At 27.6% G+C, this 23,325-nt stretch carries 15 protein-coding genes; 11 read left to right on the forward strand and 4 right to left on the reverse strand.

Going from position 1 to position 23,325, the window contains the following annotated elements:
- Positions 1-273 precede the first annotated feature (273 nt).
- The 10 genes from dnaE to gap all read left to right on the forward strand — a co-directional run bounded on the left by dnaE (position 274) and on the right by gap (position 11,322).
- On the forward strand, positions 274-3,213 hold the full coding sequence (gene dnaE / locus GOQ20_RS02500) for a DNA polymerase III subunit alpha (RefSeq protein ID WP_167845264.1): 2,940 nt from the start codon (positions 274-276) through the stop codon (positions 3,211-3,213).
- The gene (locus tag GOQ20_RS02505; protein ID WP_167845265.1) at positions 3,203-4,099 is read left to right on the forward strand and encodes a 5'-3' exonuclease; all 897 of its coding nucleotides are present in this window, start codon (positions 3,203-3,205) and stop codon (positions 4,097-4,099) included. Before dnaE ends, GOQ20_RS02505 begins: the two co-directional genes overlap by 11 nt.
- A complete protein-coding gene (locus GOQ20_RS02510) occupies positions 4,075-4,656 on the forward strand; it encodes a dephospho-CoA kinase (protein ID WP_167845266.1) in 582 nt (193 codons plus the stop codon). The genes GOQ20_RS02505 and GOQ20_RS02510 overlap by 25 nt, the downstream gene beginning before the upstream one ends.
- A 37-nt stretch (positions 4,657-4,693) precedes the next feature.
- Positions 4,694-5,734 carry a hypothetical protein gene (locus GOQ20_RS02515; RefSeq protein WP_167845267.1) on the forward strand — a complete coding sequence of 347 codons (1,041 nt, stop codon included), beginning with the start codon at positions 4,694-4,696 and terminating at the stop codon, positions 5,732-5,734.
- A gap of 31 nt (positions 5,735-5,765) precedes the next feature.
- Positions 5,766-6,206, forward strand: a complete 441-nt coding sequence (locus tag GOQ20_RS02520; protein WP_167845268.1) for a hypothetical protein — start codon at positions 5,766-5,768, stop codon at positions 6,204-6,206.
- 31 nt (positions 6,207-6,237) lie between these two features.
- A complete protein-coding gene (locus GOQ20_RS02525) occupies positions 6,238-7,926 on the forward strand; it encodes an IS1634 family transposase (RefSeq protein ID WP_167845269.1) in 1,689 nt (562 codons plus the stop codon).
- 7 nt (positions 7,927-7,933) lie between these two features.
- A complete protein-coding gene (locus GOQ20_RS02530) occupies positions 7,934-8,368 on the forward strand; it encodes a hypothetical protein (RefSeq protein ID WP_167845270.1) in 435 nt (144 codons plus the stop codon).
- 31 nt (positions 8,369-8,399) lie between these two features.
- A complete protein-coding gene (locus GOQ20_RS02535) occupies positions 8,400-9,338 on the forward strand; it encodes a hypothetical protein (RefSeq protein ID WP_167845271.1) in 939 nt (312 codons plus the stop codon).
- Entirely contained in the window at positions 9,338-10,171 is an 834-nt protein-coding gene (gene fmt, locus GOQ20_RS02540; protein WP_167845272.1) for a methionyl-tRNA formyltransferase, read from the forward strand. The genes GOQ20_RS02535 and fmt overlap by 1 nt, the downstream gene beginning before the upstream one ends.
- A 146-nt stretch (positions 10,172-10,317) precedes the next feature.
- Positions 10,318-11,322, forward strand: coding sequence for a type I glyceraldehyde-3-phosphate dehydrogenase (gene gap / locus GOQ20_RS02545; protein ID WP_129620559.1), 1,005 nt, complete (start codon positions 10,318-10,320; stop codon positions 11,320-11,322).
- Between the two features lie 160 nt (positions 11,323-11,482).
- Here the strand turns inward: gap and GOQ20_RS02550 are convergent, their stop codons facing one another.
- From GOQ20_RS02550 to GOQ20_RS02560, 3 genes are read right to left on the reverse strand one after another with little or no spacing between them, the layout of a single operon-like run.
- The gene (locus GOQ20_RS02550) at positions 11,483-11,977 is read right to left on the reverse strand and encodes a redoxin domain-containing protein (RefSeq protein WP_167845273.1); all 495 of its coding nucleotides are present in this window, start codon (positions 11,975-11,977) and stop codon (positions 11,483-11,485) included.
- Positions 11,977-12,507 carry a hypothetical protein gene (locus tag GOQ20_RS02555; protein ID WP_167845274.1) on the reverse strand — a complete coding sequence of 177 codons (531 nt, stop codon included), beginning with the start codon at positions 12,505-12,507 and terminating at the stop codon, positions 11,977-11,979. Before GOQ20_RS02555 ends, GOQ20_RS02550 begins: the two co-directional genes overlap by 1 nt.
- A gap of 2 nt (positions 12,508-12,509) precedes the next feature.
- Entirely contained in the window at positions 12,510-13,346 is an 837-nt protein-coding gene (locus GOQ20_RS02560) for a GNAT family N-acetyltransferase (protein ID WP_167845275.1), read from the reverse strand.
- Positions 13,347-14,373: 1,027 nt separating this feature from the next.
- On the opposite strand from GOQ20_RS02560, the gene GOQ20_RS02565 reads away from it, so the two are divergent.
- Positions 14,374-15,909: an MATE family efflux transporter gene (locus tag GOQ20_RS02565; protein ID WP_167845276.1), complete on the forward strand. Its 1,536-nt coding sequence runs from the start codon at positions 14,374-14,376 to the stop codon at positions 15,907-15,909.
- 47 nt (positions 15,910-15,956) lie between these two features.
- Here the strand turns inward: GOQ20_RS02565 and GOQ20_RS02570 are convergent, their stop codons facing one another.
- Complete coding sequence (locus tag GOQ20_RS02570; protein WP_167845277.1) at positions 15,957-23,315, reverse strand: MGA_1079 family surface serine endopeptidase; 7,359 nt, start codon at positions 23,313-23,315, stop codon at positions 15,957-15,959.
- Positions 23,316-23,325 lie beyond the last annotated feature (10 nt).

The following is a 23,325-nucleotide window of genomic DNA, read 5'->3' on the forward strand; positions in this document are numbered from 1 at the left end:
TTTAATAATTGTTAGCCAATTTATGAAAATATAAAAAAGGTTAATTACAAAAAATGTTTTCCAAGGAGCTTTTTTAGTGTGTTTAACCCTAAAAAATGTGGGAATAAAAAACTAAATAAAAACTTAGAAAAAAATATCAAATATATAAAAACATTTTCAATATTTTTCCACACTATTTAAGTTTTAAAAAACGCTCTGGAAAAAGAAATTTTTACCCCTTCTAAAATGCTGATATTTTAAGAAATTGCGATTTTTTACTTTAAAATATAAGTTATGAAAAAACCAATTTACTTCCATACAAATACCGAATTTTCATTTTTACAATCAACAATAAAAATGAATTCTCTTTTTGAAGAAGTTCTTAAAAATGAGATTGATCATATTGCTTTAACTGATGTAGAAAACCTTTATGGACTGCCTCAGGTTTGAGAATTTGCTAAGAAAAATGGTAAAAAAGCAATTATCGGAATTGAGCTTAATTTGGAAAGAGCCACCATTATTGTTATTGCTAAAAATTTTGCTGGATATCAAAAAATTAATAAGATTATTTTTGACCGTAGTAAGGGCGAAAATATCGAACTAGCAAGTTTAGAAGATCCGAATTTAATCATAATTGATCATGCTCAAAAAGGATTTTATGCTCAGAATTTAATGCCGCAAAAAATGCTTTCAAACTTTTATTGAAACGGAAAAAATCCTATTTTAAATAGCCAAACTCTTTATGTTCCAACTAAAAAAGTAATTACCCTTGATGATAATCAAATCTTGCATTATATGCGTAAAATTGGAAACCACGAAAATGATAATCACACTTACTTAGATTTTTATGATGCTCAAGATTTTCAAGATGTTTCTGATTCTGTTTATGCCCAAATGCTAGATGTATATGGTCAAATTAAAGCTTTTGAAATTTCTTCTGAAATTAAAATGGCAATTTATGATGAAAACCCACGAAAAGAGCTTGAAAAGTTAATTCACAATGACCGTTATGAAGCTTTATTAAAAAGATATTCTAAAGAAGAAGTTGATCAAAGAATTGCCTATGAAATTTCAGTTATTTCATCTTTAAAATTTGAAAATTATTTCTTAATTATCCAAGATGTTTTAAATTTTGCACGTCAGCAAAACATTTATGTAGGTCCTGGCCGTGGAAGTGCTTCTGGTTCGCTTATTTCTTACCTTTTAAAAATTACAAGCGTTAATCCGCTTGAATATGATCTTCTTTTTGAACGTTTTTTAAATGTGGATAGAATTTCGCTTCCTGATATTGATATTGATATTCAAGATGATCGCAGGGATGAACTGCTTGAATATATCAAAAACAAATACGGAAGTGATAAATGTGGTTTAATTACTACTTTTCAAACTTTAGCTTTAAAAGGTTCGCTTCGTGATGTTGGTCGTGTTATGAATGTGCCAATTCCCGAAATTGATTTACTTTCAAATTCAATTTCTAAGTTCGACACCTCACTTGAAGAAGCTTATTTAAAAAACAAAAAATACAAAATTTTAATTGATAAATTAGAACAAAGATTCCCTAATTTTCACTACATTGCTTCCAAAATTGAAGGGTTTCCACGTCAAAAAGCAATTCATGCCGCAGGTGTGATTATTTGCAATCAGCCTTTATATGATGTAGCACCTTATGAAGCAAGTGATAATACCTTAAATCAAGTGCAATTTAGCATGGATTATCTTGAACGTTATGGACTTATTAAAATTGACTTTTTAGGACTTAAAAACCTTTCGTTAATTGAGCAAATTGAGAAACTTATTCCTGAAAAAGAACACTTTGATAACTTAATTAATCAATCATATTCACTTTTTAATGACCAAAGAACTTTTTCAATGCTTAATAACCTCAAAACCTTAGGGATTTTCCAACTTGAATCTGAGGGTATGACTAATGCAATTAAAGATGTTGGGATTGATTCGTTTGAAGATATTTACGCTATTATTTCTCTTTTTAGACCAGGGCCAATGCAATATATTCAAGAGTATGCAAAAAACAAACAAGATCGAAGTTTAATTAACAAAATTCACCCACTTTATGATGAAATTGTGTTGCCAACTTATGGAATTATTGTCTACCAAGAGCAAATTATGCAAATTGCTCAAAAAGTAGCAGGAATGTCATTTGCACAAGCAGATTTATTGCGTAGAGCTATTAGTAAAAAAGATGAAACTAAGCTTCATAGCTACAAACAAATTTTCTTTGAAGGTGGGCTTAAAAACAATATTAATGAAGCTGATTTAGAAAATATTTACGCCAACATTGAAAAATTCGCTCAGTATGGATTTAACAAATCTCATGCTGTTGCTTATGCTTTTATTTCTTATAAATTATCCTACTATAAAGCAAGATTCCCAAAGCAATTTTATAAAGTACTTTTAACTAATGCTTCAAGCGATTTACAAAGCATCCGGAAGTATGTGAATGAAGCAAATTCACAAGGAATTAAGGTGTTTTCGCCTCTTATTAATTACTCAAGCAGAATTTGTGAAATTAATGAAAATGGTGTCTTTTTGCCACTGATTATGATTAAGGGAATTGGTGAAGTAGCTTGCAGAAAAATTATTCTTGAAATTGCACGTGGTGGTATTTACCAGAACTTTTTTGATGCTTATTTAAGAATGCGTCTTGTAGGCATTGGTGAAAGCAATATTGAAACTCTAATTAAAGCAAGTGCTTTTAGACAATTTAATAACAATGAGACACTTCTTAAAAACATGCCAATGCTCCAAAGCATTTATGAAATGCTTGAAAGCGAAATTAAGCTTAAAAAAGCAAGTGATAAATTTGCTGAATATAACTTATTTGTAGAGAGAAACAAAATTTTTGAGATTCAAATGACACATTATGAAGATGATCTTAATGAAATTATTAAATATGAATCTACACTACTTGGTTCACCTTATAATGCTTCAATTACAGGTAGATACGAAAAAGATGTTAAGCTTGCAAATTTAAAAGAAAACCAATATGAATTTTTATACGTTTATTTATCAAAAGTAACTAAAAATTCAAAAGATAATATGATTGCAACTATAAGTGATTCATCAAAAAGTGTAGTAGCTTATGGTTTTAGCGATAATGTAAAAGATTTAGTTAATTTTAATAAACCAAGGGTCATCGTGGTTGGAATAAGCAAAAGTTCAAAAGGATATTACATCATTAAATCATGAGAGGAACTAAAAGAAGATGAAAAATAAACTTAGTTTAGTTATTGATGGAAACTATTTAATGTTTCAATCTTTTTATGCAACCTATCGAGGTGATATCGATAAAATTATGCGTTCTAGCAAAGGGGTTCCTACTAATGCTTTATCATTATTTTTATTTCAGTTATTAAAGCTGCTTAATTATTTTGAACCAACTCATCTTTTTGTAGCTTTTGATTCATATTCAAAAACTAAAAGACATGAGCTATATGAAGAATACAAAAGCGGAAGAACTAAAGCGCCAAATGAACTTTGAGAACAATTTAAATTAATTAAAGACATTCTTAGCAAACTCAAAGTTAACTACTTAGAAAACCCGGGTGATGAAGCAGATGATTTAATTGCAACTTATTGCTCTAAAATTCAGGGAGAAAAGGTTATTTTCTCACGTGATAAAGACTTACTTCAACTCGTAAATAATAACACATCCGTAATTGAAAAAAGTGATTTAGATTACAATTTAATTGACGTGGATAATTTTGTAGATAATTACGGAATTACTCCAAATCAAATTCCGGATTATAAAGGCCTTAGAGGTGATTCAAGTGATAATTTAAAAGGTGTTAAAGGAATTGGTGATAAAACCGCAATTAAGCTTTTAAACGAGTTTACAACCCTTGAAAATCTTTATGATAACCTTGAATCTAAGTCAATTACCAATTCGGTTAGAAACAAGCTTATTTTAGATAAAGATAGCGCTTTTTTTTGCAAGCAATTAGCTATTTTAAATAAAGAAGTGGATGTGCTTAATTTAGACATAAATGCCTATGATATAAACCTTTTAGATCCTTTTGAAGCTCAAGAAATGCTTGACGATCTTGAACTTAGAAAAGTTAGTGAGTACCTTGAAGAATGATACGATTCATCGCAATTGTAGGTCAAATTTGTTCTGGAAAAACTACTTTTTTAAATGTAGCAAAAAAGCTTGGTTATAAAGTGTTTATCGCAGATCAATTTATTAATGATTTATATACTCATAGTCCAAATTTTCTTAGAATCATTCAGGAAAAATTTGGAGATTTTGTTATTGAAAATAATTCTGTTTTAAAAGAAAAAATTAAGCAGCTAATTAGTTTAGATCAAAGCGTGCTTACCTTTTTAGAAAGTGTAATTAATGATTTTATTAAGGAAGAATTTGAAAAAAATGATTATGATTTTGCAGAGCTTCCAATTTTAAAAAATGATGTTTATGATTTTACAAAATACGTTTCACAAATATGAAATATGGAAATTAACTTAGCAGAAAGAATTGCTTTTTGCAACAAACGAAATGTATCAACCCAAATAATGGAACAATTTGACAAACGCAACAATTTCAATTGAGAAACAATGGATTTTTTTGAAAATATTAAAGTGGTAAATATCCCATTAAATATGAGAAATAATTCCAAAAAAATTGAAATTTTTATAAAAAAATGGATTAAAACCATTTAAAATTAATATTACTTAATTATCAAAATAGGAGATTAAAATGAGCAATAATTCATTAAGGTACAAATACTTCAGATTATCAGTAAACGGAAGAATTGAAGCTTCTGATTTTCGTAATTTAAGAACACTTTACGCTCCTATTTTGAAAAATGAGTCTATTTTATTATATGAGTATCTTAACGACTATCTTGATGGTGCAGTTTCAAAAAATAGTGAAATTGATTTTGAAACTTTCATTATTTACTTAAATATGTCAAGAGAAAAAATTAATGAAGCCAGAAAAGAATTAGAAGCATATGGTCTTTTAAATACTTACTATGATGATCAAGCTTCATTAACTGTTTTTGTGCTCCAACCTCCACTTAATGGACATAGCATTGAAAAAAATGCTTTTGTTAAGAAATTTTTAATTGAAAGAATTGGAGAAACTAATTACAAACACTTAATTAACAAACTTAATAAACAAAATAATCTTAATTTAAATGAACTTCAAGATGTTTCTTCAAGCATTTTTGAAATTGTTGATATTAAAAAACTTGAAATTTCACATCCAAGTCCAAGACTTTTTGACTCAAAACCGGTTTATGAAAGTCCTTCAGTTTCGTATACCCTTACAACTGAGAAATTTATGACCCTTGGAGCTGCTAAAAACAACGATGGTGAAATTAAACGTTTTGTTAAAGAAGTTAATACACCAATGAAGCTTGAAATCGGTAATACTCACTACTCAAACGAATATGAAGCACTCTTAAAACTTTCATGTCAAGACTTTGCGCAGCAATTATTAAATCGTAATTTAACAAGTTCTGAAAATATCACTATTGATATTTGAAAATCACACTTTGGAGATGTGAAAATTGTTAATTTATTTATCTATTTTGCAATCAAATCACACCCAAATGCTAAACTTACTTGAACTAAATATGCTCGTGCATATTATGATGAAGTTAAATCAACTAAACTTTCAAGTTTCGAAGAGATTGAAAACTATCTTGATGGGAAATTTAAAACCACCAATTCACTTATTGAAGTTTATAAATCTAAAGAAATTATGAAAAATGTTTATTTAAAAGAAAACTAAAATACCTTATAATTTTTTTGAAGGTATTATTATGAATCAACAAGAATATGAAGTTTTTAAAAATAAACAGTTAATGATTCTTAAAAGAAGCAATGCCATTATTTCTCGCATTGCTTCTTTAAATATTACAGATGATGAGCTTTGAAATAGTTTTGCTGAATTTGCCAAAATTGCTGTTGAAAGCCAAATGGATAAAAGCAAACTCATTTCAATGCTTGAAGTAAAGCGTGATGAACAAGGAAAAATTACTTTTTATAATAAGTTTTTAGATAATCAGGTTGCTAAAAAATTTTTAATTGATAATAACTTAGAGCTTTCATTTGTTTCAGAAATTGACACTACCGATCTTTTTAGTGAAAAAAAACTTTCTGAAAGTGGTGATGAACTTGAAGCAAGCGTTGATTCCTGAGTTTCCAAGTTGGAAGCTCTTTTTTATACCTTTTACCTTATTACTTATATACATTGTATATAAGTACAATTTTTAATTATTTTAACTTTTTACAATGATTACAATGATAATAATGTATAATATAAATATGAGTAACTACATTCTGTATAAAAGAAAAAACCCTAAAGGGATTTACATTGCATTAGGAATATCAAAAGGATACGGTAAAGGGATTGGGAATTTAGTTGGATTAGGTTATTGAGAAGAAATTAAAGAAAAATATTCTCTACAAAACATCGATGATTTAAAACCAATTGCTAGATTGGTTCCTGTTGGAGAAGATAAAATTGAAGTTAAAACCAAATTTTTCCAATTGCTTAACCCAAAATCTGTCGAGACAAATGTAAAAAACGTTGGTATTGAATTGATTTATAAAGTAATTAAAGAACTAGATTTATTTAAAGGATTACCAAAAACTAAACACAAATCTTTAGAAGAAGTATTGGAATTTATTGTTGCAACAAGAATAATTCAACCAAGAAGTTATATTTGTCAATACAAAAACAAAAATGACTTTTTACATGAGATAGATATAAAAAAATCTTCAATTTATAACTATTTTAATACTTTTTTAGAATATAAAAATGCAATTTTAGTCAATATTTATAACAAAATGCAAGAATTGACAACTAGAAACACAAAATTAATGCATTTTGATAATACAACTGTTTATTTTCAAAGTTTTTCAAGAGATGGTTTGAGACAAAGAGGTTTTTCTAAAGACGGAAAGCATGATGAAGATCAAATTGTTGTGGCTATGGCAGTTGATAATAATGGTATTCCTTTTCACTATAAAGTTTTCGAAGGAAATACTGCAGATTCTAAAACTCTTGTGAAATTTTTAGTCGAAATGCAAAGAATTTACAAAACAAAAGACACAATAATAGTTGCTGATAAAGGTATTAGTCAAAATGCAAATTTAAGATATTTAGAACAAAAAGGATATAAATATATAGTTCAGAAACGTATTGATATTCTTGCAAAAGAAGATAAAGCATTTATAGTAAATGATCAAGGGTTTGTTCAAGAAAATGATTATTTTACTAAATCTAGATTCGTCCAATCTGTTTGAGCTAAAAACAAAAATAAAAAAAGATATAGCGATACCTTTAGAAAACAATTTGTCTATTTTAGCCCTTCAAAACAAACTTTAGACAAAATAAAAAGAGAAAATCTTATTAATAAATTGGAGAAAAAGTCAATTAATGGTGAATTGCCATTAAGCGCTTTGGTTCCTGAATATAAGAAAAAGTATATGGATGTAGATGGTAAAACAGTCGGAAGATTAAATATCGAAAAAATTAAAAAAGTCGCTAATGAAGATGGTTTTTATATGATTGAAACCAACATAACAAACATAGATTCAAAAGAAGCGAATGAAATATATAAGGGACAATGAAAAGTGGAAGAAGGTTTTAGAACCTTAAAATCAGCAATCGAAGTTAGACCGATGTACGTTTATAAAGACGAACATATTCAATCTCATGTATTTTTATGCTTTTTGTCTCTAATTGTTTTGAAATATTGCATTTATAAATTAAATAAATTTTATAAAGATAATGGAGAGATCCGAAAACTCACAATGAATATGTTTATAGATGCATTGAAACTTATAACAATCACAACAAAGACTGTGAATGGTAAAGTTGTAAGTGAAATCAAGAATAATTTAGACCCAGAACATAAGGAATTAAACAAAATATATAGTGATTTTCAATATGCGGTTGATGGTCTATCATTGTAATTTGAAAGTGCAAAAAAACGAATACGCCTTATTTGTAGGTGTATTCGTTTTTTTCTTCATTACAACTTGGAAACGCAGGACTCACTACTCAAACGAATATGAAGCACTCTTAAAACTTTCATGTGAAGACTTTGCGCAGCAATTATTAAATCGTAATTTAACAAGTTCTGAAAATATCACTATTGATATTTGAAAATCACACTTTGGAGATGTGAAAATTGTTAATTTATTTATCTATTTTGCAATCAAATCACACCCAAATGCTAAACTTACTTGAACTAAATATGCTCGTGCATATTATGATGAAGTTAAATCAACTAAACTTTCAAGTTTCGAAGAGATTGAAAACTATCTTGATGGGAAATTTAAAACCACCAATTCACTTATTGAAGTTTATAAATCTAAAGAAATTATGAAAAATGTTTATTTAAAAGAAAACTAAAATACCTTATAATTTTTTTGAAGGTATTATTATGAATCAACAAGAATATGAAGTTTTTAAAAATAAACAGTTAATGATTCTTAAAAGAAGCAATGCCATTATTTCTCGCATTGCTTCTTTAAATATTACAGATGATGAGCTTTGAAATAGTTTTGCTGAATTTGCCAAAATTGCTGTTGAAAGCCAAATGGATAAAAGCAAACTCATTTCAATGCTTGAAGTAAAGCGTGATGAACAAGGAAAAATTACTTTTTATAATAAGTTTTTAGATAATCAGGTTGCTAAAAAATTTTTAATTGATAATAACTTAGAGCTTTCATTTGTTTCAGAAATTGACACTACCGATCTTTTTAGTGAAAAAAAACTTTCTGAAAGTGGTGATGAACTTGAAGCAAGCGTTGATTTTTCTTTATATAGCTACCAAATTACTTTCAAACGTTTCTTACAAACAAATAAGAAAATTAGACATAGATTTAGACAAAAAGGACTTTATTTATATGGTAATTTTTATAGCAAAAGAGAGCAATATTTAAAAGAAATTGCTAATGATTTTGCTTATGCAAATTTCCAAACTTCCTACATTAACATCTCTGATTTATATAACTTTATTATTTCTGGATTTAAAAGTGATACTAAAAATAATTCATATAGTCCAGATTTTCTTATCAAAAAAATGTCTGAAGTTGAAGTTTTAGTCCTTGATGGTTTTGGAGCGCAAAAAATCAATTCTTGATTTTTAGAAAATGTTATTTTGAAAGTTTTAATTCAAAGAATGCGTCATCAAAATGAAAAAATTACTTTTATAGGTGGAACATCTAATTTAGAGCACCTTAAAAAATCAACTATTAAGCAGTATGAAAATGATTCAAGAAACAAAAACCACATTGAAGAAAATATGTCTATTTTCGTTCAATTAGTGCAAAAAATCACTAAAGATAGTTTTTGAATTGGATCTGACTTGGAGGATTAATGAAAATATTACTTGCTGGAACTCCATCTTTTTCGGTTCCGATTTTTGAAGAAGTTATTAAAAATTTTGAAGTTGTTGCAGTTGTTTCACAACCAGATAAACCTGCTAATCGTGGGTATAAATTAGAACCAACTCCAGTTAAATTATTAGCTGAAAAATACAACTTAAAAGTCTTTCAACCTAATAAAATTTCAGAAATTTATGATGAACTTGCAAAACTTGATTTTGATGTTTTTCTTAGCTGCGCTTTTGGTCAATTTGTGCCTGATAAAGTTTTAAAATTAGCTAAAAAAGCAGCCTTAAATGTGCATGGGTCACTATTACCTAAATATCGCGGAGCAGCTCCGATTCAATACTCACTTTTAAATGGTGATAAGCAAACCGGAATTACCATTATTTATATGGTAAACAAAATGGATGCTGGTGATATTCTTTTTAAAAAAGCAATTGATATTGAAGATACTGACACAAGTGATTCACTTTTTGAAAAACTTTCTATTTTAGGTACCGAAAATATTGTGAGCTGATTAAAAGATTTTGAAAAAGGTAATTTTACTGCTGAAGTTCAAGATGAAAGTCAGGTGGTTTTAAGTCCAAAACTTCTTAAAGAAGACGCACTTTTAGATCCAACATTAACTACTGAAGAAGCTTTCAATAAAATTCGAGCTTTTTCATCAAATCCAGGAGCTTATTTATTTGTCAACGGAAAACGTTTAAAGGTATATTATGCAAGTAAAAAGTTAATTAAAAATGCTCCGATTTTGGAATTTAGTGATGGAAAATTATATGCTCAAGATTACCAATTCGAATCGAAAAAAAGAGTCAAACTTTAAATGGTAGCAATACCACATTAAAATTTAACATTTTATGCATTTATCATTTAAAATGTTTATAATATAGATAACAAATTAGAATAATATTTTGTATAGAAAGTTATTAAGTTTGTTTAAAAATATTTAAAAATAAGAAAGGCTTAAATATGAAAAAAATCGCTATTAACGGTTTCGGAAGAATCGGTAGATTAGTATTCCGTCGTCTTTTAGAAACAAAAAACTCAGATTTAGAAGTTGTTGCAGTTAACGACTTAACAGACGCTAAAACATTAGCACACTTATTAAAATACGATACAGCTTTTGGACCTTTAGCTGCTGAAGTTTCTGCTACAGAAAACTCAATCGTTGTTGATGGAAAAGAAATTAAAGTATTTGCAGAAAGAGACCCAAAAAACTTACCATGAGGTCAATTAGACATCGATCTTGTTATTGAATCAACAGGTTTCTTTGTTAAAAAAGATCTTGCTTCATTACACTTAGAAGCAGGTGCTAAAAAAGTTGTTGTTTCAGCTCCAGCTGGAAGCGATGTTAAAACAATCGTTTACAACGTAAACCACGAAACATTAAACGCAGATGACAAAGTTATTTCAGGCGCTTCATGTACAACAAACTGTTTAGCTCCAGTTGTTAAAGTATTAGTTGACAACTTCGGACTTGAATCAGGATTTATGACAACAATCCACTCATACACAGGAGACCAAAGATTACAAGATGCTCCTCACCGTGATTTAAGAAGAGCTAGAGCAGCTGCACAAAACATGGTTCCTACATCAACAGGTGCTGCTAAAGCTATCGGATTAGTTATTCCTGAAGCAGCAGGTGTTTTAGATGGTTCAGCAGTTCGTGTTCCTACAATTACAGGATCAATCGTTGACTTAACAGTTACATTATCAAAACAACCTACAGTTGAAGAACTTAACGCTGCATTTGCTAAAGCAGCTAACGAAACAATGAAATATGAAACAGCTCCAATCGTTTCATCAGACATCATTGGTTCATCATACGGATCAATTTTTGACCCAGCTTTAACTTCTGTATTAAAATCAGAAAACGGAAAAAACTTATACAAATTATTCTCATGATACGACAACGAAATGTCATACGTTTCACAACTTGTTAGAACAGTATCATACTTTGCAAAATTAAAATAATAATCCAAATTACGCTACATCAAGGAAACTTGATGTAGTTTTTCTGTACCTTTTATTTGCAAATATTAGGACTAAAAGGGACAAAGAAAAACTGACACTATTTTTGTATCAGTTTTTCTAATTAAGCTTTTAAAATGCATTAAAAATAGGTTTATTTAGTTTAAATAGCACTATCAAGGAATTTTTCAAGAGAATCAAAACCTACTTGCTCATGAGTGTTTTCGTTAACTTGTTTGTAGATGATTTTATTATCTTTATCAAGCACAAAAATTGAACGAGCACATAATTGGTATTCATTTATTAATACCCCTAAAAACTCAGCTAATTTTCGAGTTTTATAATCTGAATAAAGCTTCATTTTCTCAATTGGGTGATTGTTGTTATAAACATCAATTGCACTTGGAAGATCCATTGATACACCAATAAAACGAACGTTTTGTCTTTCAAGAGACATTGAAGCAAGTCTAATGATTTGTAAATCACAAACTCTTGTATCTACTGATGGATAAGTGGCAAGTACTGTAAGTCCATCAAAACTATCTAACTTTACATTTTCAAAAGTTCCACTTTGAACTAATTCTAAATTAACTTGATCATTAATTTGAGCACCATCTGGAAGATGGTATAACTGATCTTTAAAATATACTTTTCTCATTATAATACACTTTCTTTAAATACTTTATATACAGTTGAAAAACTTAATTTAAAGACAAATAAAAGGTAAAAGTTCATTTTTGACATTAATGATTTTACATTTAAGTCTTTGTTATTATTTAACTTTTGAGAATAATCATTAATTTTATTGCTTAATTTTTTAAGGTAAATTAAAGCATTTTCATCTTTTTTATTATTAAGTTCTTTATCATCAATTTTACTTACAAATTCTTGGAAGTAATTAATAATTAAATTTACTGCGATATTTACGCGGTTAATTATTAAAAGTTCTCTGTAGTTCGAATATTTAGGGTCATTGACAACACTAGAATCAATTAAACGATCAACAATACCTAAAATAGTTTTTTGTGAAGCATATGATTTAGCTAAATCTTTAAGAGATGGCATTTCTTTAATAAATTCTTTAATTGTAACTTGAGATATATCAATTGAAATATTTGAAGTAATATAGTTTAATGGTCTATTTTCTTCTAATTCTGAAATTATTGTATTTTTAATATTATTATTCATAATTACTTTTCTCCTCTTTCAATGTGAATTACTGTAAGCGTACCATTTACTTTAAAACCAAGTTTTTGATAAACTTCACCAGCAATTGGGTTTTCATAAAATAGTACTGGTATTTTGCCTCTTTGTTTAATAATATAGTCACAAAGTTTTACCAAACATTTGGTAGCTAACTTTTGATTTCTATATTCTGATAAGGTAAATACTCCACCTATCATTACAGTCTTATCTGTGTAGGCACTAATTGAAGCATGTGAAGCTATTTTATTATCTTTCTCAATAACAAATCCTCAGTAAGCATCTTTATCAAAAGCTCCTTCTAAGAAGTTTTTATCTAAGTTTTGACTTGCAAAACCTTCAAATTCTTTAATCTGTTTTCTGGATTCAATAATTGAAGGTATATCCTCTTTGGCGAAAATTCTTGCTGGATTATCCTCTAAACTAATCTTGTCATAGAAATAATCTACATCTAATGAAGCAATGTTTTCTTGAAAAAGTTTTGTTCCTCTTTTGAATTTGTGAATGATGTTTGTGAAAAACTGAACATCACTAGAAGCTGTTATTATGTTCTTTATCTGGTATTTTTCTAAAATTTGAAAAAATGACTCTGGATCAATGTTGTTATTTTTGTGAAAAATAACTAAATTGTTATGGTAAACATAAAAAACGTTTTCGAATTTATTACCATTTTTAGTTACATATGTTGCGAAGCCTTCTTCATTTAAACCAAAAGTCTGAATATCAAAGATAATGAACATGTTTTTTACTGGATCATTCTGATATAAGTAATCTAATAAGGGCTGTTTTTCTTCATTATTTAATGTTTTTAATTCGTTAAACATAAATTAATTATAAATTAATTTATGGTAAATTTTATTCTTAAAGATAATAAAAATCATAAATATGACAAGTTTTAATATTAATTTTAAAAAGTAAAAAGTTAAAATAATTCCTTTTAAATTAGTCAAATTATAACTTTTTAATATTTTTGAACTTTTAAAGGTTTTAATAGTTTTAAAGAAACTGTTTTAATGATTATTTATTTCGTTAGAATAATTAATCTTGAAAAAGATTCTCATTTGTATGAACTAAGTATGGTGAAAAAAGATATAAGAAAACACTGGAACGTCCAGTGTTTAAAAAAATTATCCTAAAATATTTATCAATTATATTTTTTATTTAACGAAGGTTTTCATAATGAAAATTTTACTAATATTAATATTTACTAAAGAGAATTAGAATTCACCTTTAGGTTACTTGATTAATCCCCAATTAATAAACAAACTAACTTCCCCAAACTAGTTTATTTATCATTTACTTTTTTAAAGAAAAGTTTTTTTCTATTTACAAGTAACATAATAATTATAAATAGAACAAAATTTTTTTCAATTTTGCAAATATTTGAAAAAACGTTCTATTTATCTATATTATAGATATAAAAGTTTTCACTCCTTTAAAAATAAATTGAATAAAAATATTTTTTATGTTAATATGCTACATTTTGACTTTTTTTACATCTATGTAGTAGAATAATTAGGAAAAATAGAGATAAAAAAACATAAAAATTTTATTTTTCAAAATAAAAAAATATTTAATTAAAAATATTTTATGGAAATATTACATTTTATTTTAAAAGCATTTGCAGAATATTTTATACAAAATGCAAAAATGACTATATCAATAATACTTTTAATGCTATAATATAGATACAAAAGTCAAATATATTTGATTTTTGAGCTATGTAAAGACGATAATATTAAAATCCTCGATTTGTAAAAATGTTTCCATACAGAAAAATCCATTTTTTGTATGATGGCTTAAAAAACAGATGATTTTAAACAAAAGAAATAAATTGAAGGTGTTAATCAAATGAATCAAATTAGAACATTTTTTAAAGTTCATTTCCCTGATTCAAAAACGAAGTGATGACAATATTTTAAATTTGCAATGCCAGTCGTTTTATCAGGGTTATGTTTTTCATTAAATAACTTCGTAGATAACTTTATGGTTCTTACCGTTAATGGTGGTGCACAAGCTCTTAGTTATGGAAACTTTTATACCTCGATCATTTTGGCTATCTACACCGGAATTGGTTTCATAGGTTCAGCGCTTATAGGTCAATATTTGGGGGCTAATGAAATTGAAAAAGCAAGGCAAGTAATTAGGTTAAGAATCATACTTAGCATAATTGTTGTTGCAGTGTTTGTTATCTTTGCATTTGCAGCACCAACACAGATGATTGAATTAGTTGCTGGTAAGAAAAATCCACTATCTGCAAAAAGCTATGAAGAAAATGTAAGGCTTGCAAAAGATTATCTTAAATACATTACTATTGCTTGAATTCTTCTTGCTTGAACATTCACCTCTGGTAACTTGTTACGTGAGATTGGACTTGGTAAACAATCACTATATTCTACTATAACAACATTACTTACAAATATTGTTTTTAATTCTATCTTTATGTATGGATTAAATATGGGTGTTGTAGGAGCTGCTTTAGCTAGTGTTATTGCAAGAGTATCGGCGGTAATTGGAAACTTCCTTTATTTATGATTTAACCGTAGAGAATTGAATGTATTTCCTTGACAATTGTTTCATGTCTCATCAGTTATTTTTATGCAATTTATGAAGCGTTTTCCATCAATCTTACTCTCATCAAGCGCAGTGGCATTTAACACAGTTAGACAAGCATTTTACAATAATGCAGATACATCAAATATTCAAGATATAATGAATGTTTCTGTTCTTGCAATTACAGCAACTTTCACTGGTGTATTCACAGCAAGTTTCAGTTCATTTAGTGCTAATGTTGCAAAATATGTAGGGTACCATTTAGGACGTAGTGAATTTGATGTTGCTATCGATAATGGTAACCATTTAAAAGGGTTTCATTTTGTTTTACAATTTGGTTTAGCTCTATTTTTTGGTGCCTTTTTATTTGTTTTACCTTATGTAAGCATTTTTAATAAATCAGCAATTGACAACTGAAAATTATCCCATCCAGGTGCTAGTGAAGCTATTATTAACGAAGTTAAAGTTGCTTATAATAATTATTTAATAGGAACACTTATAATCATGCTTTCATTTAGTCCAATTTGAGCTTGATTTGTCACAAGTGGAAGATTAATTTCAGCTGGAGGAAGAAATAACCTTTTATCATTTGTTGAATTTATTACAAGTTTTTTACAACTTGTTTGACTAGGTCTTTTAGCATTTGTTATTGTCGGAAAAGGACCTGGAAAATGAGAACTTAATGTGGTTTACTTTTACTTAGTTTTCTTCTTATCAGACCTTGTGAAATTAGCTGTTTTCGAGACTGTATATTACAAAATTGAGTGAGCAAAAAACTTAACTCATGAAAAACACACTATAAGCTTTTTTAAGAGAAAAAAAGAGAAAAAATAAGAATTTATAAATAAAAATTACCGTCAAATATTGACAGTAATTTTTATTTATTTTTTGTTAAATTCTTTTGGATTAACTATTCAGAAAGGAATGCCAATTGAAGGATCTCAAGCATTAAGTTTCATTACGTTTGAAGCAGCTGAATTAATATTTGGAATTGATAGAATATCTTGATTTGGATTTGGAATTCCAAAGTAATTAAATTCTTGAGTTTTACCATTGCTATAAATGCTTGAATATCCAAATCAAGAAGTTAGTGAGAATCAACCAACAGCTGAGTTAATTGTTGAAATGTATGTTCCATTTCCATCAATAACTCCGGTTCCGCTTTGACCACCACGAACAAAAACAGGGGTAAAGTTTTTGGTTCGATCATTTTTTAATCCGAAAATTTCACGGTTATCATGAATTGTGTTTCGATTAACAATATAACCACTTAATTTTTTATCTGGATAACCTGCAAATAATCTTCCTGTGTAATATTCTGGATAAGTTTCTCAATTAGACATTTCTTTGATTTTTTGAGATGAATATCAAAGATTATCTTTGTTGTAATTATTGAAATTTAAATTTGGTAAGCTAAGCAATTTCTTATATCAAAGCGCAGTTTGGAAGCGGCCTTTTTCAATTAGCTTATCAATAATTTGATTTATGTCCACTAAATAGAAAGTAATATCCACGTATTTATTGTTATCGCTTTTATCTTCACTAATTTGATTTCTACCTGTTCAAAATGGGAATATTTTGACAGGCACTGAATAAAGTTGATCTTTTGGATCATATCCATTATCAACGCTATTTTTATATTTGTTAGTTGCAATTCCTAGATCAACTTGAGGTATTCGAGTATTTTGTGTAGGATCTTGCACAGTTGAATCGTTATTAATAACGTGGTTATTGGTGATTGCAAACATTTTACCATCACTGGTATCTGAGTTAGCTTTACCTACAAAAAGTCCAGTTCCTTGAGCACCTGTTAAATAAATTAAGGAAGCTCGATTATAAAGATCTTTAACTCTAGAATCTTCATAGTGATAGTGCATATATTCAATATCTAATTTATACCCTTCGTGGAATTTGTAAGGTAAATTTTGGTTTGGATCATACTCAAACATTGCACCTTTGTTGTAATCTTTATTGTAAATAATTAAAGGCACATTTTCGTTAGTGAAGCTCATATTTTTATAATCAAATCAATTGGTTTTATCTTCTTTAAAAACTTCTTGGTTAATATTATTTAAATAATCAATTGTAACTGTAGCTCCGTAAGATAAATTAAAGTAAACTGCTTTAGAATTATCAAAAGGAGCATTTGAGTTAGCTTGCAAGGTTTCTAAAACATTATTTCCGACTATTTTGTAGTCATTATTGCCTATAATTTCGTACCTAAAGTCGATTCCTTCATCAGTTAAATTAAAGGTTAATTTGTAATTAATTACTTTGTTATTAACTGTTTCAGTTGTTCCATTTATTTGGGTAATTTTTTTGCTTTTAAGCTCGTTTCAATCTAAAGAAACATTAATTCCTTTATCATTTTTAAATACCCTGCTAAATGCATTACTATCTAAATAAGCGATGTTTGTATTAAAATGGAAGTTAATTTTAGCTTTTTCTTGGTTTTGTCTTTCTAAAAGCTTTTGATAATATTGCTTTTTAAAAGTTCAAGTAACGATATTATTTTGTTTATCTAAGTTAAAAAATACATCTTTATAATTAAGTTCAATTCTTCTTCTCCGCAAGGTTTTATTATTGGTTAAAAATACCTTTTTCATTCCGTATTGTGCACTTATTTGGTTTAAAATCTCTGCATAATTTGGGTTAGAATTTGTATTTGTAGCATCTCTAAAATTGCTTATTTCAAATCAAGCATCAGTTTTAATTGTGTCATTTTTATTTGTAAATGAACTCGGAGAGTAAGCAAGTTGCACAAGTACTGAATTAGGAAGTGAGTTTACTTTAATTGGATTAACAAATTTAAAGCTTCCAGTATTACCAAAAATTTCGACAAGATTTTTAGAATTGTAGCTTAAATTTTGCACACTTACAAAGTTTTGATCAAGCGAGCTATTTTTAACTTTATTAATAAATTCATCTCTTATCAGGTTGCTTTTTAATGTTTCGTTAATGCTTAAATTATCGAAGGTTATGGTATTGATAATTGCTTCTCTGTAAACATAAAGAGCATAATCATTGACAAGATTTTTTAAGTAAATTCGATTAGGAGTAGCGTATCTAATTTTTGGATTTGCTTTATTAATAAATCCTAATTTAAAGCTTAAAGTTCCTTTTTCACTAGCTGAATAATTGCTTTGTACATCAAAATAATAAATAAAGTAATCATTTTTAAGATCAGTTTCAATATCTACGCTAGTTTCGTTATCATTTGGATTTGAAATTGAAGGATGCACGATTATATTGTTTGGATCTACGTTGTTAATTGAACTTGGAGATTTAAATTTAAGTAGATAATTAAGCTTATCAAATGCTTTTTGATCAGTAATTAACTTTGGATCAATTAACCTTTTGCTATCTCTAGTTAGGTTGTATTCAAAATCCGTGCTATTAATTTGGTTGATTTTACTTATTATCTCACTAGAAGGAGTTTCATAATCTTGACCTAAAAAGTCGCTTTGATCAAATCATTCTTTGTGCGTTGGATTAAAATCATCTCTATTTAATAATCTTGAACCTTCAAGAGTATAAACTACTGTTTTATGACATTTTTGGAACACTCCGTTTTTGTATAGTCCAAATTGTAAGTAACTTTTACCAAGCAAGTTATCATATTCTCTAGTTTTACTATCTCTTTCATTTTCAGGAACTAGGTGAATTGCAAATTCACCAAAACTTGGTAGTGTATAAACTGATTCAAAGATATTTCAAGCTTCTGAAGCAAGATAATCAGAATGAGTTTTTTCTGATTTAACTTCTGTGAGTTTAAATAGCTCACTAATTCTATTATTTTCAATAATGTTATATAAAAGAAGCTCGTTTGCACTAGTTGGAATTTGATTTGAATCTCAGTGGAACGGGAACATAATTTCTTGATTATCTTTTTTTAGTTTTAAAATAAATCTAAGTGAAGTTGTTCCTTTTAAAGGATCATTAATATCTGTAAAGATGTAAAATTTATTACCATCTTTTTCAGGAACTAAGTCATAAAACCCTTCAAAAGTTCATCCATCAAAATTAAAATCAAAATTGCGAAGAATTATCTCTTTAAATAACTTGTGTTTTTTAGGATCATTTGCCTGAATTTTATCAAAATCAATTCCTTGGTATTCAGAATTATTACTTGCAATATCCTCAGCTTGAGCTTTGAAATAATCTAGTAACCTACTTGAAGAAGGATCATTAAAAATAGGTTGATTTTGGTAATAAGCAGATGGTTTGTAAGTTATGTTGTAAGCTGCTTTTCCAAAGTAAGTGCTAATGTTTTCTTTGTTTTGCCAATCTCTTTGGTTGCTTTGTTTTGTTGGTGAAAGATTTTTTAAAACCTTAATTTCTTGGTTATTAAATTTAATTTTCACATTAGCTTTAAGCTTAATTACATATGTAGGCATTTCTTGAATTGCTCTAACATCATTTTGGTTTATTGGAACTGATTTATTAACTTGTGTAATTTCATTAGTAAGGGAATTTAGGTCTAATTCATAATCAAAAAATCCACTAATTTTATCTAATTTAGGGGCAAAAATTAAATTTCTAATTTTTTCATTTTCTAGCATTTTAGCGTTAGGCAAGCTTTTTAAAAGTGAATAATTAATATCAAAAAGTTGATCTAAATTTGAGTAATTAATTTTATTTACCACTGACTTAATATCATTTTTAGAAATAAACACTCTTTGGTAATCAAAACTTATATTTCCTTTAGCCACTCTCATTGTAACTTTAGCTTGGTTAAGATTATCTTTATCAACTAAAACGTCTTTGACTTCTAAAGTAATTCCATTAGGTGCATTTAAATCTAAATAGTATTTAGCATTTTCTTTATTTAGACTCATTGCATATACTCTAATATTTGGATTATTTGCTAAATCAGCTTTAAAATTTGGCACAAAAGAAGTATCTAACTGATTTTTAATTGCTTCTTGCTCGCTTGTTAATTCTTTAGGAGCAAATCCGGTGATAATTCCTCTTTTAAGCTCTGAAGCAACTAACTGACTTTTATAACTGTGTTTTGCGACTCTGTATTCAAAGTGAATGCTTCTTTCGATATTATCAAAAGATGTAATTTTTAAATCTGTAATTACTGAATTATTAGGTAAAGGAGCAAAATGAATTTGACTTGCAATTGCGCTATCAGCACTTATGTTTGCTTTATTTGAATATTCATAAGTTGGATTTAGAGCATTTACCTCATTTTTATCACTCATTTTAATTTCATCAGGAGTTAATCCGTTTTTAAAATTGTAAATTATGAATTCTTTAGTATCACTTACAATGTTGCTATTTGTAAATGAAGCTTTAGTTGATCTAAGGTTGTAATGAATTTTAGCTCATCCAAGTACATCATTAACCTGAATTACATTTACATTAATTAAAGCTACTTGAGAGTTATTTGATACTATAAAATAGTTATTTTGCTCACTTTCAGAAGCAAAAACAGTATCTTTGTTTTGATAATCAATTGTTAAATCAAGACTGTCAATCCTTGCTTTTTCTTCTTTATTATCGCTTTCGGTATTAACTAAAAAACCTGATAAAACAAACGTATTTGAATTACTTTCTACATCAGTGAGGTTATCTTTAGTTGAAACTAATTGATAAACAATTTCAACAGTTCCGTTTTCATCATTTGCATTTTGGGCTCTTAAAATTTTTATATTTGCAAATTCATTTGCATCAATATGTCCTAAAAGATCTTCTTTAATAATCATTGAAGCTTTAGTGTTTTCTTTTGATTTGTTTTGATTTTGAACAACAAATGTTTTAGCTACATTTAAATTGGCAATTAAAGAATTTAACCGAGCTTTTTCAATTTCTTTTCTTTGTGATAATGTTTGGAAACTTAAAGAAGCATTTCTAAAGTTTTGCTCAACAATGTCTGGATATTTTGATGATCTAAGCTTATATTTAAAACTTAAAATTCCGTTTTGATCATCAATATTAGTTGCTTGAACACCAGCTAACTTTACTCCGAAATCTTGATTAAGCGAAACTAACGTTAAATTAGCTTCTGAAGGTAAAATATTACTTGAATCTGTGTATAAAAAACCTAAATTATTAATCTGATTAATTCTTTGTAATTCAGTTTTAAAGCCACTAATTGTGTTAAATAAGCTATCAGAAATACTTTCATTAATTCTAATTGAAATGTTATTGTAATTTAGTGATTTTAAGATGTAAGAAACTTTAATTTTTCCTAGCACATCATTAAAGTCATAAATATGGATGCTATTAGGAATAACTTGAACTTTTAGATCTAGTAGATTTAAATTATCACTTGTTTTGAATGAAATTTTATTAGGGTTTATGTTTTGTGAAATTGGAATAATATTTCCTTTATTTGCATAATCTAAAACAAGTTTATTTTTAATTGCTTCAAGTCTTTGAGTTTCTCTTACTTCAATTGAGCTTAAATTATTAAACTGAATGATTTTAAAGTTTGATGAATGAATTTGTGTTAAATTAGCTTCAGTTGAATAAAGATAAACTTTAACTGCGACTAATCCGTTATTATCATCAATTTGTTCAATGTTTTCAACTTTAACATTATATTTAAGCGAGCTTGAGTTAATTGGCTCGAAATCACTATTTGTAATTTCAGAGGGAAGTTTATTAAGTGAAGAGTTTTTTATATTTAAAAGTTGATCGTTTGAAAGTGAATTTAAGAGATTATTCAATCTTTCTTGCTCAGTTAAAAAACCTTCAATTACGTAAGTTAAATTAACAATATTTTGATTAGTTAAATTGTTTTTAACACTGTAAGATAGGGTTAAATGTCCATTAACATCATCTTTATTTACAATATTTTTACTTTCAGGGATAATGCTTCAATTATTGCTTGCACTTGTAATTGATCAAGTTAAATTATTAACATCATTTACCAAACTTGCCTTATTAGCAAGTAAGGTACTTGAAGCAGAAATGGCGACATGAAATTCATTATTTAAAGCTTCTTTTTCATTGGTTAAAAAGTTGCTTAAAGTAAGTGTGTTTGAATTTTCAGAAATAACTTCTAAGTTTTTATTTGTAATAGTATCTAAGTTATTTTGAGTCGATTTGATTTTGTAACTTAATTCAAGTGTTCCGTTTTCATCATTTGCTTTAATTATTTTTAAATTTCAAATCACAGCAAGTTGATTTTGTAAAAATGACTCATTAATAATTAAATCATTTAAGGCAATACTGCTAGCTTTAGTTTGGTTTTTATTAACACTTTCTTTAGTTTTAATTAAAGAAACATTCCTTGTTAAATTAATAATAAGCTCATTTATTCTTTCTTGTTCAGTTTTAAAGTGATTTTCATTATTTCCAACTATTATTGTTTTAATTTCTGAATGAATATCACTATATTTAGGATCTGTAGAAACTAAAATATATTCAAGCTTAATTAAGCCTAAATAATTATCGTATCCTAAAATGTTTTGAACTTGAATCATTGCGCTAGAATCATTTAAATTAAGAGTTAGATAATTTTGATAATTATCTATGTCAATTTGACTTGGTATTATTTTGCTATTAATAATGCTTGCATTTACAACTAAATTATTTAAGCGACTTTTTTCATTTTCTTTATCTTGATCAGATACAAAGTTAGCACTATCAAAACCACTAATTGTAGCTATTTTATTTTCAACTAATAACTCATTTGCAAATCCGGGGTCATTTACAGTGAGTGAATAAGTGATGATTAAAGTGTTGTTTTGAAAATCTTTGTTTTGAATTGCGATATCTTTAACAACTAATTGAGGTTCATTTGTTTGATACACAATTGCGCTAGTGCTAGCTTGATCTAGTTCAGTAGTTTCTTTGTTGATGTAATCAAAATTAACAGTAGCATTTGCAATTTTTAAGCGCAAGTTCTCTACATAATTTGGGTTTAAAAATCCATTAATTTCAGCAGTGAGCTTCTTAGAAATTTCCTTGCCAATTGCAACTTGGTAGCTAAGAGTGATAAAGTCATCGGCAATATCACTAATTCCTAAATAAGCTAATTTAGCTCCAAGGGTGTTATTAGAAATTGTTGCCATTACTTTTTCTACAAGTGCTTGGCTTGTTAAAGTATTTTCTTTATTAGGGTAATCAAAAGAAATGCTTAAATTTTCAAATGGATTATTTTCTGATTTATTTTCAGGAGCTTGTTTTTTTCGAAGACCAAAAAATAAACCAGTTGTTAATCCAATTACACCAGCAGCTCCAGTTGCTGCAGATACAATTAAAATCTTTTTATTTTTGTTCATCGTTACCTTC

Source organism: Mycoplasmopsis gallinacea (assembly GCF_012220205.1).
In the GTDB taxonomy this organism is placed as follows: domain Bacteria; phylum Bacillota_I; class Bacilli_A; order Mycoplasmatales; family Metamycoplasmataceae; genus Mycoplasmopsis; species Mycoplasmopsis gallinacea_A.